This window comes from Citrobacter sp. MGH110 (genome assembly GCF_001037515.1).
Taxonomy (GTDB): Bacteria; Pseudomonadota; Gammaproteobacteria; order Enterobacterales; family Enterobacteriaceae; genus Citrobacter; species Citrobacter portucalensis.
Window position 1 is genome coordinate 3,361,818 of sequence record NZ_KQ089830.1, and the last position, 14,488, is coordinate 3,376,305.

Below are 14,488 nucleotides of genomic sequence, written 5' to 3' on the forward strand. Positions count from 1 at the left end.
AGCGCATTATGCCGTTGATATCTCTCGCTGATGGCCTTGCCCATGCCCGTGAGCATCACTATGCCTTAGGGGCATTTAATGTTCTGGATTCACACTTCCTGCGCGCGCTGTTTGCCGCGGCAAAGCAGGAACGTTCGCCGTTTATCATCAATATCGCCGAAGTACATTTTAAATATATCTCGCTGGATTCTCTGGTCGAGGCGGTCAAGTTCGAAGCCGCGCGGCATGACATTCCGGTGGTGCTAAACCTTGACCACGGCCTGCACTTTGAATCGGTAGTGCGGGCACTACGCTTAGGGTTCAGTTCAGTGATGTTCGATGGCTCCACGCTGGAGTATGAAGAAAATATCCGCCAGACCCGCGAAGTGGTGAAAATGTGCCATGCCGTCGGCGTGTCGGTGGAAGCCGAACTGGGTGCGGTGGGCGGTGATGAGGGCGGCGCGCTGTACGGTCATGCCGACGAGTCGCTGTTTACCGACCCAATGATGGCGCGTGATTTCGTCGACAGAACCGGGATTGACGCGCTGGCGGTCGCCATTGGCAATGCCCACGGCAAATACAAAGGCGAACCGCTGCTCGACTTCCCGCGTCTGGACGCCATTCGCCAGCAGGCGGCAATCCCGCTGGTACTGCATGGCGGCTCCGGTATCAGCGACGACGATTTCAAGCGCGCGATTGAAATCGGCATTCACAAAATCAACTTCTATACCGGCATGTCGCAGGCGGCGCTGTCGGCGGTAGAAACACGGATGGCGAATCGCCAGCCGCTGTACGACGAATTCGCCGAACTGCTGCTCGGCATTGAAGAGGCCATTACCGATACCGTTTCGGAACAGATGCGCATTTTTGGCAGCGCGGGACGGGTCTGATGGAACGCAAAGGCGTTATCGCCGCAGGCAACATGCTGGTCGATCACGTGCATCAAATTGTGCAGTGGCCGGAACGTGGCTGGCTGGCGGAAATCACCCGTAGCGAACGCGCCACGGGCGGTGCGCCGCTTAATGTGCTGCTGACGCTGGCAAAAATGCACACTGGGCTGCCGTTGCAGGCGGTGGGGTTAATCGGTCAGGACAGCGACGGCGACTACATCATGGCGATGCTGGAGCAGTATCACGTTAATCGCCAACACGTGCAGCGCACCACATTCGCCCCCACGTCGATGTCGCAGGTGATGACCGATCCCAGCGGTCAGCGCACCTTTTTCCACTCACCGGGTGCCAATCGGCTACTCGATCTGCCTGCGTTTGAGCAACTGGATACCTCGATGAAAATCTTCCATCTGGGATATCTGCTGCTGCTAGACAGTCTGGACATGCCGGATGAGGAGTACGGGACGCGTAGCGCACGGCTGCTGGCGCAAATGCGCGACAACGGCTTTGAAACGTCGCTGGATCTGGTCTCACGCAAGGGCGACCCGCGCTATCAACCGCTGGTGATGCCAGCCCTGCGCCATCTCGACTATCTGGTGATTAACGAGCTGGAAGCCGGGGAGTTCAGCGGGCTGGAGATCCGCCAGCCCAACGGCGAACTGCATATTGCGCACATCGCCACCGCCGCACGCGAATTATTGGATGCAGGTGTACGCCAGCGGGTGGTGATCCACTGTCCGGAAGGTGCCTGGGGTGAAGCGCCGGATCTGCCGGGCGTCTGGATCCCGTCGCAGTACCTGGCGCAGGAGGAGATCGTTGGCAGCGTCGGGGCGGGAGATGCGTTTTGCGCTGGATTTTTGTATGGCTGTCATGAGCGCTGGTCGCTGACGGACAGCGTCAGGTTGGCACACGCCTGTGCGCGGGCAAGTTTGCTGTGCGCGAATGCGATAGATGGCGCGAAGACGCTGGCAGAGTTGAAAGCAGAAATGGCTGACGCCTGATGCGCTACGCTTATCAGGCCTACGGAGTTGTTATCGCTTTTGTAGGCCGGATAAGGCGTTTACGCTGCATCCGGCAACTGCGCACGATCACGCCGCCTTATCGTGATGTTGCACGTCGGCGGCAAACACATAACCCAGCCCGCGCAGGGTTTTGATCAACATTGGCTGGTGCGGGTTGTTCTCTATTTTTCGCCGCAGCCGCATGATTAACACGTCAATAGTGCGGTCAAACACCTCAACGCTGTCGCTGCGCGTCAGCTCCAGCAGTTGTTCTCGGCTCAGCACCCGCCGGGCATTTTGGGCCAGCGCCAACAGCAGGCTGTATTCCCCTTGCGTCAACTCCACCTTCAACTGCTGGGGATTATGTAACTGGCAACCGGCGGTATCCAGATGCCAGCCATTAAAAGAAAGCCCCGTGGTCTGTGGGCCGCCGCTTTCTGCCGTTAACACGCCAACGCGTCTGAGCACCGCCTTTACCCGAGCCACCAGCACCCGCGCATTGAACGGCTTACCGATATAGTCGTCAGCCCCCATTTCCAACCCAACAACTACATCCGACTCGCTGCCAAGCCCGGTCAGCATCACCACCGGTAATCCGGGCCTCAACTTCTGCACCTGTTGTAGCACCATCAGGCCGTTAGTATCGGGCAACATCATATCCAGTAATACCAGAGCGATATCCGGCTGAGTCTCAATGCAGCGCAGCGCCTCCTGCCCGGTGTGACAGGCGGTCACCGTAAAGACGTGTTCGCTCAGCACATCCTGTAAAAGCGTGCAGACAGCGATGTCATCATCCACAACCAGTATGGCTGGCTTCATTGTTTTTCCCCATTTCTGGCCAACTTAAATGAGTGTGATTGATTCTGCACAGAGTGACAGCGATAAGGCACAAGGATGTGCGGGAAACATAACCTCGGTCACACTGCCGGGGCGTCACGTATTGGAGATTCGTCACGTCAAATATGACGACAGACTGTTTTTCGTCAGGGTTTTGCGCAAAATTCGCCCGTAATATCGACTAATGCCCCTGATAAAAACATGGCATAAAAGATGCATAACAAAAACGACAAGCGCGTATGCGCGATTTGATTAACTGGAGCGAGACCGATGAAAAAAGTCGTCACGGTTTGCCCATATTGCGCATCAGGTTGCAAAATCAACCTGGTGGTCGATAACGGCAAAATCGTCCGGGCTGAAGCGGCGCAGGGGAAAACCAACCAGGGTACCCTGTGTCTGAAGGGCTACTATGGCTGGGATTTTATCAATGATACCCAGATCCTGACCCCTCGTCTGAAAACCCCTATGATCCGTCGCCAGCGTGGCGGCAAACTGGAATCCGTTTCCTGGGATGAAGCGCTTGATTACGTCGCCAGTCGTCTGAGCGCCATCAAAGCGAAGTATGGCCCGGACGCTATTCAGACGACCGGTTCATCTCGCGGTACGGGTAACGAAACCAACTATGTAATGCAAAAATTCGCGCGCGCCGTTATTGGTACCAATAACGTTGACTGCTGCGCTCGCGTCTGACACGGCCCATCGGTTGCAGGTCTGCACCAATCGGTCGGTAACGGCGCAATGAGTAATGCTATCAATGAAATTGATAACACAGATTTAGTATTCATCTTCGGGTACAACCCGGCGGATTCCCACCCGATCGTGGCGAATCACGTGATTAATGCTAAACGTAACGGGGCGAAAATCATCGTCTGCGATCCGCGCAAAATTGAAACCGCGCGTATTGCCGACATGCACATCGCGTTGAAAAACGGCTCGAACATCGCGCTGCTCAATGCTATGGGTCATGTCATCATCGAAGAAAAACTGTACGACCAGGCGTTCGTCGCCTCCCGTACGGAAGGATTCGAAGAGTACAGCAAGATCGTCGAAGGCTACACGCCGGAGTCCGTCGAAGATATCACTGGCGTTAGCGCGCAGGATATTCGTCAGGCTGCACGTATGTATGCCACGGCGAAAAGCGCGGCCATCCTGTGGGGCATGGGTGTTACCCAGTTCTATCAGGGCGTGGAAACCGTGCGTTCACTGACTAGCCTCGCAATGCTGACCGGCAACCTCGGTAAGCCGAGCGTGGGCGTTAACCCGGTTCGTGGGCAGAACAACGTTCAGGGCGCATGTGACATGGGCGCGCTGCCGGATACTTATCCGGGCTATCAGTATGTGAAAGATCCGGCTAACCGCGAGAAGTTCGCTAAAGCCTGGGGCGTGGAAAGTCTGCCTGCTCATACCGGTTATCGCATCAGCGAACTGCCGCACCGTGCAGCGCATGGCGAAGTACGCGCGGCGTACATCATGGGTGAAGATCCATTACAAACCGATGCTGAACTCTCCGCAGTGCGCAAAGGCTTTGAGGATCTGGAACTGGTCATCGTGCAGGATATCTTCATGACCAAAACTGCCGCTGCCGCAGACGTTATTTTACCGTCTACGTCATGGGGTGAGCATGAAGGCGTATTCTCCGCAGCTGACCGTGGCTTCCAGCGCTTCTTTAAAGCCGTTGAGCCGAAGTGGGATCTGAAAACGGACTGGCAGATTATCAGTGAAATCGCCACCCGTATGGGCTATCCGATGCACTACAACAACACCCAGGAAATCTGGGACGAGTTGCGTCATCTGTGCCCGGATTTCTATGGTGCCACTTACGAGAAAATGGGCGAACTGGGTTATATCCAGTGGCCTTGCCGCGACACCTCAGAAGCCGACCAGGGTACGTCTTATCTCTTCAAAGAGAAGTTCGACACCCCGAACGGCCTGGCGCAGTTCTTCACCTGCGACTGGGTAGCGCCAATCGACAAACTCACTGAGGAGTACCCGATGGTACTGTCTACAGTGCGTGAAGTCGGCCACTACTCTTGCCGTTCGATGACCGGTAACTGTGCGGCGTTGGCCGCGCTGGCGGATGAACCGGGCTATGCCCAGATCAACACCGCCGACGCAGAACGCCTGGGCATCCAGGATGAAGAGCTGGTGTGGGTGAACTCGCGTAAAGGCCGGGTCATTACCCGTGCGGCAGTCAGCGATCGTCCAAACAAAGGTGCGATTTACATGACCTACCAGTGGTGGATTGGCGCATGTAATGAACTGGTAACCGAGAACTTAAGTCCGATTACCAAAACGCCGGAGTACAAGTACTGTGCTGTAAACGTTGAACGCATTGCCGATCAGCGCGCTGCCGAGCAGTATGTCATTGATGAGTACACCAAGCTGAAAGCCAGCCTGCGCGAAAGCGCGATGGGTTAAGCTTCCCCTGACGGCCTCCATTCGGAGGCCGTTTTTTTATGCAAATAATCTCTCTATACTGTTCATTCCCTACACTAAATCTAAATATAAGATGAAACGACTTTTCGCCTTGATGGTGTTAATGACATGCTTTGTCCATGCCGAAGAGCCCGGTAGTCAGTTTTTGAAAGCCGCCGAGTCCGGAGATCGACGTGCACAATATTTCCTCGCTGATACCTGGTTTAGCTCAGGCGATTTGGGTAAAGCGGAATATTGGGCGCAAAAAGCCGCCGACAATGGTGATGCCGATGCTTACGCATTGCTGGCACAGATTAAGATTACCAATCCGGTCAGTCTGGATTACCCCCAGGCCAAAACGCTGGCGGAAAAAGCGACCCTGGCAGGCAGTAAAACCGGGGAAATTACGCTGGCGCGTATTCTGGTCAACACTCAGGCTGGACACACCGATTACCCCAAAGCCATTACCTTGCTGCAAAACGCCTCCGAAGACCTGGAAAATGATTCTGCCGTCGACGCGCAAATGCTGCTTGGGCTGATTTACGCCAACGGCGTGGGTATTCCCGCAGACGATGAGAAAGCGACGTGGTATTTCAAACGTAGCTCAGCCATCTCCCGCACCGGTTATTCCGAATACTGGGCCGGGATGATGTTCTTAAACGGTGAGCAGGGTTTTATCGTGAAGAATAAACAGAAGGCACTGCACTGGCTGAATCTGAGCTGTACGGAAGGATTCGATACCGGCTGCGAAGAGTTTGATAAGTTAACCAACGGGTAGTCGTTGTAGGCCTGATAAGCGTAGCGCCATCAGGCAACCCGGAGCAGGTTGCCGGATGGCGGCGTTGCCTTATCCGGCCTACAAGGCGGTCTTATCAAACTTACCTAATACTTCGCGCTCATAGGCCAGCGCTTTTTTGCGGTCAAATTTGTGTTCCCACTTGGAGATAACCAGCACCGCCAGTGCGTTACCCACCACATTAAGCGCGGTACGCGCCATGTCGAGGATACGATCAACACCGGCAATAAACGCCAGGCCTTCCAGCGGGATCCCCACGCTGCCCAGCGTTGCCAGCAGCACGACGAATGATACGCCCGGCACGCCCGCAATCCCTTTCGAGGTCACCATCAACGTCAACACCAGCACGATTTCCTGCCACAGCGACAGGTCGATACCATACAGCTGCGCAATAAAGATCGCGGCAATACTCTGGTACAGCGTTGAACCATCAAGGTTGAATGAGTAGCCGGTCGGCACCACAAAGCTGGTGATTGACGCCGGTGCGCCGTAGGCTTCCATCTTCTCGATAATACGCGGCAGTACGCTCTCGGAGCTGGCGGTAGAGTAAGCCAGAATCAACTCGTCTTTCAGAATGCGGATCAGGATCCAAATGCTCAACCCACAGATACGCGCGACAATCCCCAGCACCACCAGCGCGAAGAACAGGATGGCAAAGTGCACCAACAGCACCAGCTTCGCCAGCGGCCACAGGGAGGCAAAACCGAAGTTTGCGACGGTAACGGCAATCAGCGCGAAAACGCCGACTGGCGCATAGCGCATAACCATGTGGGTCACTTTAAACATGGTTTCGGAAATAGAGCGGAACACGGTCACCAGCGGTTCGCGGTGAGTTGCCGGCAGGGAAGACAAGCCTAAACCGAACAGCACCGAGAAGAAGATAATTGGCAGCATATCGCCTTTTGCCATCGAGGCGACGATATTGGTCGGCACCAGTGACAAAATTGTCCCCATCAAACCATGCGCGTGGCTCTGTACTTCTGCAGTCGTGCTTTGATATTTCGAAATATCCACGGTCGCCAGTTGCGACATATCAATCCCGGAACCCGGCTGGAACACATTAGCCAGCGTGATCCCAAGGATAATCGCCACGGTGGTGATCACTTCGAAATAGAGAATAGTTTTGGCGCCAATGCGGCCCAGCTGTTTTGCATCACCGACTCCGGCAATACCGACAACCAGCGTAGAGATGACAATGGGCACAACGATCATTTTGATCAGATGGATAAAGATATCGCCCGCCGGTGACAGCAGGTTTACAACCAGCCATTCACGGCTGTCACTATGGTAATGCAGGTAACTCCCTAGCAGAATGCCCAGCACCATGGCGATTAGAATCTGCCATGCCAGGCTGACTTTCAAATTTTTCATAACAACGGACTTCCTCGATGGAGCGCTATTCCACATGCGGTGTGTGGGAATAGTACATACTGAAAGGGTATGAATTGTGTTGCGTTCGTTTATGGAGTTTTTTAACGCTTATTATCATTATCATCTGCATGGCATTCCGCGCAACCCTCTAAGAACAGGGCTTTTGGCTGATTTTATGCATAAAAATGCAATTTTATCGCGGTATTGATGAATAACTTTTTGTTATAAAAGAATTTTAATATGTTCAAAAATGAAGAAGTCATGGTGTGAGTTTTTTTCGCCCATTTGTTCGTTTGCCTGTTTTTTAAACAGGCCAAATGATACAAATCACAAAAAAAACAAATTTATTTTTGCCGATTCTGCAATAACTTCGCCATATTAATAGAGTCAACGAGCTGTGCCCGGTTCACCCTAGGCGAGTTTAAATCCATAACCTTTTGCCACACTGAAACAGCCAGGGCGTAGTCTGCCTGCATAAACGCATCTGAGGCTAACAGCATCAGCGCGGTGACCTCTGCCGGATCCAGCGCCAGAGCCTTATCAATCATCTCGCGAGTGGGTGGCGTCATATGTTGTCCGGCCTGGTAATACAATACCGTTGCCATCGCGGAATAGATCTCAGCATTTTCACCGCCGACACGCAGCGCCTGCTCGTAGGCCAGCAGCGCATTATGATACGCGTTTTGCCAAAGATAGTACTCCCCGAGTTGCGCCCATTTCACGCCGTCCTGGGGATTAGCGCGAATCTGCGATTGCAGCAAAAGCAACTGTTTTTCCTGAACATTTTCATCGGAGAAAGCATGTAAAGGGTCTGCCAGTCTCGTTTGCTCCTGACGAACCGCCTGCCATTTTGGCGTCAACAAGTAGCCTCCAATGCAGGCCACAACCATCAGCACCGCCGCAGCGGTCAGCCGCTTCACAGGCATTGGGCGTAACAGCGGTTCGGACTGGTTCATTGTTCACCTTCCTCCGTATGCTGACGTCTTCTCACTCGCCAGACCACCACACCTACCAGCAATAACAGCAGGCACGGCAACGCCCACAGCAGCAGCGTTTGCTCATTCAGCGGCGGATTATAACGAACGAAGTCACCGTAACGCTCGGTCATCCATGTCGTGATCTCAGCTTCGCTTTTCCCTTCCGCCACCATGCTATAAACCTGATGGCGCATACTGACCGCTACCGGCGCATTGGATTCCAGTAGGTTTTGGTTCTGACACTGTGGGCAGCGAAGCTGGCTGGCAATGGACAGCGCTTGTTCCTGCTGTTGCGGATTTTCAAAGCGCCAGGTATCCACAACCTGGGCATGTGTAGCGAAAGTGATGAAAAACAGGACGAGCGTTAAGAGTAAAAACTTTTTGCCGGATGGCGCTGCGCTTATCCGGCCTACGGTTCGCGCTACCTGTAGGCCGGATAAGGCGTTTACGCTGCCATCCGGCAACGTTGTAATTAATTTACGCATCGCGCTTTCTCCCTCGCCACGCGCTCAGCAGCGCGCCAAAGACCATTAATAGTCCCCCACCCCAAATCCAGCGCACGCCGGTCTGCACGTACAAACGCATGGCATAGCGGTCAGGTCCGGTTTTTTCACCCATTACCGCGTACCAGTCATGCATCAGATTCCAGCGGATCCCCGGCTCCATCATCTGTTGACGGCGCGCGGCATAGAAGCGCCTTTCAGGTTGCAGGCTGCCAATACGTTTCTCATTGTGCCACAGCGTGATCTGCGCTTTTTCACTGGTGTAGTTACCTTTGGCTTCCAGGTCGAGACGCTCAAAACGGAAAATGTAACCCGCCAGTTCAACCTGCTGCCCAGGGCTCAGGTTCAGGCTTATCTCCTGACGGCTACCGCTGGAAAAGACGATCCCCGCCGCAAACACCAGCACCCCGGCATGCGCCAGCAGTGCCGGAAGCTGGATGCGGAAAGACACGTTGCGGCTTCTGACCGTTGCCAGCACGATAACCAGCAGCATCAGCAGGCCAAAGGGCAGCGTAGCACGGTTAAAGTACGGTGCGCCTACGGAGAGCCGTCCCCAGCCGAACAGCCCGTAAATCATCGGGTAGAGCGTGCCAATCAACACAATCAGCAGCACCGCACTAAAGAGCAGCAGCGCAACCAGAATCAGCATCTCGCGTGACCAACCGCCAAAACGCGCATTCTGCCGGACTTGCTGGCCCCGCCAGGCGTACAGCCCGAGCAACGCCAGACTCAACACGGTAAACAGCGCAAACAGCGGCGCGGCGCGGACGTTATCCAACGCGAAAGCATGTACCGAAACGAGAATGCCGGAACGTACAATCAGCGTCCCAAGCAGCGATAAAATCAGCGTGACGATCGCCAGTAGCAGCGACCAGTGGCGGAAGATTCCGCGCTGGCGCGTGATATACAGGCTATGCAGCAGCGCGCTAGCGGAAAGCCAGGGTAATAAGGAGGCATTTTCAACCGGGTCCCAGAACCACCAGCCGCCCCAGCCCAGCTCGCAGTAGGCCCACCAGGAGCCGAGGATAATTCCCAGCGTCAGCGCGCACCAGCCGGGCAGCGCCCAGCGCCAGCACACCCAGGCGCTCTGCGCATTAAAGTCACCACGTAGCAGCGAGGCCAGCGCCACACCTGCCGCCACCATCAAACCACCGTAACCCAGATACAGCAGAGGTGGATGGAGGATTAACCCGAGATGTTGCAGCATCGGGTTAAGGTCGCGCCCTTCAATGGCAGGCGGGAAGATGCGCACGAACGGATCGGACCATACCACCACAAACAGCAGCAGCAGGGCCGTTATCATTGAAAGGACGCTGAGCGTCAGCGGAAACAGCGCGTCGGTATCACGCCGATAGCGTAAAGCGAACAGCGCGCTCCAGCCGGAAAGAAACAGCACCCACAGCAGCAGCGATCCTTCATGACCGCCCCACACCGCCGCCAGTTTTAATCCCCACGGCAGTAGACTGTAGCTGTGCTGAGCAACGTAGACCACCGAAAAGTCGCTGGTCAAAAAGCAGAATACCAGAATGGCAAAAGCCAGCAGTAGCAGGGTAAATTGCGCCCACACGCCCACCGTTGCAAGGCGCATCACCCCTTGCCAGCGCTGGCGGACACCCACCAACACGGCAAGCGGGGTCAACACGTTGACCCCAAGGCTTAATAACAGCGCCAGAAAACCGGCTTCAGGAAGGAGAACGTCCAGATATCACCTTACGCAACGGTTAGCTGACCCGCATAGAGTATAAAAAAACGCAGCAGCAGTACGCCGGTCAGGCTGGCGCCGCAGACTGCCAGCACGCCATGAAACGTCGAACTGCGGTTGGCCCAGGGTTTTAGCAGCATCGGCAGTATCAGCCCAAGCCCAGCCACGCCAAGCCAGAACCACCAGGTCCAGAATCCACCGCCCAGTGCCGCCGCCAGCGCGCGCATTTTGCCGTCATCGCCCAGCGCCAGACCGACGAAGAACGCCGCCAGCAGGAAGATCTCCAGCCATACCACCGGGACTTCCATACGATGCACAAAGTGCGCTTCGGTACTGTGCGGGTTGCTACGATGGCGTAACGCCATGGCGATCAGCGCCACCGCGGCGCCGGAGGAGATCCCAGAGAACAGGAACAGCACCGGCAGGATCGGGTTATTCAGGAACGGGTAAGATTTCAGCGCCGACAGCAGAAAACCGGTGTACGCCCCGAGCAGGACCGCCAGCACCAGCATTAACGTCTCAAGCGCGCGATGAAACGGCGCGACCAGCGTCAATACTTTCTGCACGATACCTAACCGCGGCAGCCAGCGCTGTTGCAGGGCAATCACCTCTTTTTCAAAGATTTTTGCCAGCCACAGCACTAACACCACCATGTACAACTGGAACAGCATGACCCCCATCGACATCACCGAAGTGAAGCTGTAGTGGAACATCAGTTTCCAGAAGGTCCATGGACGCGTCAGGTGGAACACCAGAATCAACAGACCGAGGATAATCGCCCCCGGCCCTAACACCAGAGTAGTGCGCAGCAGCGTGCTGTCCGAACCGCCCGCCTCCGGATGGAAGCGACGCAGCAGAATCGCCAGCGTGACCAGTCCGGCAGAGATACCTATCAGGAACAGATAGATGGCAATGGGCCAGTCCCACACCAGTGATTCAAAATGAAATGCAGAAGCGGATGTCATTGGCTCACCTCCCCAAATTTAAAGGGAACGCGGTAGACCTTCGGTTTTGTACCCAACGCCAGCTTGTAACGGTAGGTCGTTTTCTGCTGCAACAAACGGGAGATATCGCTGTTGGGATCGTCCAGATTACCAAACGTCAGCGCCTTCGTCGGACATGACTCAACGCAGGCGGGCTGTTTGCCCGCTTTCAGGTTGGTTTTCCGGCAGAAATCGCATTTATCCGCCGTTTTGCTCACCGGATGGATAAAGCGCACGCGATAAGGACACGCGGCGATGCAGTACTGGCAGCCAACGCAAAGGTCCGGGTTCACATCCACAATGCCGCTGGCGGCATCACGATACGATGCCCCCGTCGGGCAGACGTCAACGCAGGGAGCGTGGTCGCAGTGCTGGCACGAGTGACGGAAGAAGCGATACTTCACATCAGGAAACGTCCCCTGCGGCTCACTGCGAATAATCGTCAGACGCGATACGCCTTCCGGCACGTTGTTGACTTCGCGACAAGCATCCATACAGGCCGTACAGCCGATGCATAATGACTCATCATGTACCATACCGTAACGCACGCCGTTGATGTTCAGCGTCTTCGCCACAACGCGCCCCGCCGTCCCGCTCACTGCCACCAGCGCGCCGACGCCGGTGATAAACTGGCGACGAGAGCAACTCATGGATGCTCCTTAAGCAACGGAATCGACGCCGGGTTAAAGTTCGGATTGTTACGCTGATCGCTGTGGCAATCGACGCAAATCTTGATCCGTCCTTTATCGCTCAGCGTTTGCATCGTGTCTTGCTTCGGATGCAGTGAGTGACAGCTGGCACACGCCACTTTGGTTACATGGACATCGTGCGGCCAGAACGCTTTTTGCAGCTGCTCAGGCAGGTGACAGGACATACAGACGCTGTTCTGCTGCTCCACGTTGTACATCGGCTCATTAAAGCGCATCACATCTTTCACCCCTTCACGGTGGTTCGGTGACGGCTGGCCGTGACAGTTGGTGCAGGTGACCGGCAGTTTGTTATTCGGGTTGATGACTTCCGCATGCTTACCATGCATGCCTTCGGTATCCGGCTTGTGACAGTCCAGACAGGCGGCATCCGGATTACGCTGTTGGGTAACCGTCCAGCGTTGATCCGACTCCTGCGGCGTTGGCGTGGCAGTGATTCCACTCAGGCTCCATAACAAGCCTGACGCCAGCACCCCAGCAGTTAATAACGAACGTAATACGCTCATATTCACTCCGTTGAGTTATCCGCCCCTTGCGGGGCGAAATGGGGTTATTGGCTTAACAGACCGTTTTTACGCGCCTGATCTTCCCACTGCGGAATCACCGTTTTGATGAAGTCCTGCTTCTCAGCATTGATTTGCTGCATGTTCAGACCAATCGCCGCCTGGGCTTTCTCTTTGGTCGAGATATCCGGCAACGGAATTTCATGCGTGATGCCTTTGGTCGCCAGCAGACGGACCAGTTTGGTACGCGCGTCGGCAGCTTTATCCATTGCGCTACCCAGCATCCGCAGGCCTTCTTCCGGGGCGTGCATATGAATGCCGTGTGAGGCGATAGACAGGTCCCAACGCCATTGTGCGTGACGGATATCTTCCAGAATCGGCTTCATTTCCGCTTCAGTCGCGCCCGCATCCCATGCGGCTTTCGCTTCGAAGTGCGCACGAACCAGCTGATCTTCAACTTTGATTTTCAGGTCATGAATAGCCTGTTTACGCTCGGCGACCACTTTTTGCAGGGACGCTTTGTCCTGGGTGTGGCAGTTCGCGCAGGTCTGAGGGAAGTTGTCGAACGGGTTACCAATCTTATGGTCGGTATAGATCTTGCCTTCCGCGTTTTGCACTTTCGGCATGTGACAGTCGATACAGGTCACGTTGTTCTTGCCGTGAATGCCCGCGCTCCAGGTTTCATACTCCGGGTGCTGCGCTTTCAGCATCGGCGTTTTAGACAGAGAGTTGGTCCAGTCAGAGAAAGCAATGTTGTCGTAGTATTTCTCCATGTTCTCGACTTTCATGCCGTCGTCCCACGGGAACTTAACGGCTTTGTTTTTACCGTCGAAGTAGTATTCCACGTGGCACTGGCCGCAGACCATGGATTGCTGGTCAAAGCGACCGGCTTTCTCAAACGGTTTACCGATGGCTTCCATCGCGCGTTCTGCATAAGGACGCGACAGGGTCAGTTCTGGCTTGCCTTTGGCGAAGTCTGGTGACGCGGTATTATGGCAATCCGCACAACCGAGGTTGTTAACAATTTCCGGACCGCCGCGCGCCCATTTACCGTGGAAGTAGCCATCTTCACCGTCTTTCTGGATAAGACGCGCTACGTCCGGGCTTTTACAGCTCCAGCAGGCCATCGGCAACGGACCATCTTCTGCCGTTTTTGGTGCGCCGGTACGTAAGGTTTCACGGACATCGGTCACGGCATACGCGTGTCCCCGCGGTTTGTTGTAATCGCGCGAGAATGGGTATCCCGCCCACAGGATCACCAGACGCGGATCTTCTGCCAGTGCATCTTCACGGGCTGATTGCTCAGACGTGGCTTTCCAGGAGAGATATTGATCGGGATGCTGAGGTGCGAAGGTTTCATTCTTCGCTTCAACGGTGACGGTTTTTGCAGGTACAGAAGTTTGTTCAGCGTGAACAGCAGAAATAAATAATAAAGGTAATAACAGGCTGAAGAAACGGCGTACGCGTGATTTTATCCTTGCCATAGGGGTCTCATCCAGATGACGCCATTATCTGCAATGGCGGTTCTTTTATTGTTTTCCACAACAGCAACCACACGAATACTGTCATGACATTGCTCCACCCTATTTGTAACAAGAAACCACACTGAAAATGTTGTTTTTAATCAATTGTAAGTGTATGTAAAATACCACTTTAGAGTTATAACACCCCTCTAATCTCTCACTCTTTTGTCTAATTCAGAGACAGATCACCTTTTCAACAATCCTTTAGATAACTGCATGTTATCGCGAGATTTAATCAATTTTTGCTAGTTCCCTTCAAAATTCAGTTTGTCGCTAATTTGCACAATTCGTTTATTGCGTG

At 54.6% G+C, this 14,488-nt stretch carries 11 protein-coding genes and 1 pseudogene; 4 read left to right on the forward strand and 8 right to left on the reverse strand.

All coding sequences use genetic code 11. The features are described from left to right. Positions 1–8 precede the first annotated feature (8 nt). Complete coding sequence (locus tag SK38_RS15765) at positions 9–869, forward strand: ketose 1,6-bisphosphate aldolase (protein ID WP_048236331.1); 861 nt, start codon at positions 9–11, stop codon at positions 867–869. Continuing rightward, the gene (locus SK38_RS15770; RefSeq protein ID WP_122983985.1) at positions 866–1,870 is read left to right on the forward strand and encodes a carbohydrate kinase family protein; all 1,005 of its coding nucleotides are present in this window, start codon (positions 866–868) and stop codon (positions 1,868–1,870) included. The genes SK38_RS15765 and SK38_RS15770 overlap by 4 nt, the downstream gene beginning before the upstream one ends. Positions 1,871–1,957: 87 nt before the next feature. On the opposite strand, the gene SK38_RS15775 is transcribed toward SK38_RS15770, so the two are convergent. Continuing rightward, on the reverse strand, positions 1,958–2,689 hold the full coding sequence (locus SK38_RS15775; RefSeq protein WP_048236333.1) for a response regulator: 732 nt from the start codon (positions 2,687–2,689) through the stop codon (positions 1,958–1,960). A 288-nt stretch (positions 2,690–2,977) separates the two neighbouring features. Between SK38_RS15775 and fdhF the strand changes: the two genes are divergently transcribed. Then, the gene (fdhF, locus tag SK38_RS15785; RefSeq protein WP_081003612.1) at positions 2,978–5,125 is read left to right on the forward strand and encodes a formate dehydrogenase subunit alpha; all 2,148 of its coding nucleotides are present in this window, start codon (positions 2,978–2,980) and stop codon (positions 5,123–5,125) included. Between the two features lie 91 nt (positions 5,126–5,216). After that, a complete protein-coding gene (yjcO, locus tag SK38_RS15790) occupies positions 5,217–5,900 on the forward strand; it encodes a Sel1 family TPR-like repeat protein YjcO (protein ID WP_048236335.1) in 684 nt (227 codons plus the stop codon). Positions 5,901–5,978: 78 nt separating this feature from the next. On the opposite strand, the gene gltP is transcribed toward yjcO, so the two are convergent. From gltP to nrfA, 7 genes and pseudogenes are all read right to left on the reverse strand, one after another. Further along, positions 5,979–7,289: a glutamate/aspartate:proton symporter GltP gene (gltP, locus tag SK38_RS15795; protein ID WP_020996087.1), complete on the reverse strand. Its 1,311-nt coding sequence runs from the start codon at positions 7,287–7,289 to the stop codon at positions 5,979–5,981. A 344-nt stretch (positions 7,290–7,633) separates the two neighbouring features. Beyond that, positions 7,634–8,245 carry a heme lyase NrfEFG subunit NrfG gene (nrfG, locus tag SK38_RS15800; protein WP_048236337.1) on the reverse strand — a complete coding sequence of 204 codons (612 nt, stop codon included), beginning with the start codon at positions 8,243–8,245 and terminating at the stop codon, positions 7,634–7,636. Then, positions 8,242–10,471, reverse strand: a pseudogene (gene nrfF, locus SK38_RS15810) (heme lyase NrfEFG subunit NrfF). Before nrfF ends, nrfG begins: the two are co-directional and overlap by 4 nt. 8 nt (positions 10,472–10,479) lie before the next feature. Further along, positions 10,480–11,436 carry a cytochrome c nitrite reductase subunit NrfD gene (nrfD, locus tag SK38_RS15815; protein ID WP_048236342.1) on the reverse strand — a complete coding sequence of 319 codons (957 nt, stop codon included), beginning with the start codon at positions 11,434–11,436 and terminating at the stop codon, positions 10,480–10,482. Beyond that, the gene (nrfC, locus tag SK38_RS15820) at positions 11,433–12,104 is read right to left on the reverse strand and encodes a cytochrome c nitrite reductase Fe-S protein (protein WP_003031761.1); all 672 of its coding nucleotides are present in this window, start codon (positions 12,102–12,104) and stop codon (positions 11,433–11,435) included. The genes nrfD and nrfC overlap by 4 nt, the downstream gene beginning before the upstream one ends. Next, positions 12,101–12,667: a cytochrome c nitrite reductase pentaheme subunit gene (nrfB, locus tag SK38_RS15825; RefSeq protein ID WP_003826649.1), complete on the reverse strand. Its 567-nt coding sequence runs from the start codon at positions 12,665–12,667 to the stop codon at positions 12,101–12,103. Before nrfB ends, nrfC begins: the two co-directional genes overlap by 4 nt. Positions 12,668–12,711: 44 nt before the next feature. Continuing rightward, positions 12,712–14,148 carry an ammonia-forming nitrite reductase cytochrome c552 subunit gene (gene nrfA / locus SK38_RS15830; protein ID WP_003826647.1) on the reverse strand — a complete coding sequence of 479 codons (1,437 nt, stop codon included), beginning with the start codon at positions 14,146–14,148 and terminating at the stop codon, positions 12,712–12,714. Between the last annotated feature and the right edge of the window lie 340 nt (positions 14,149–14,488).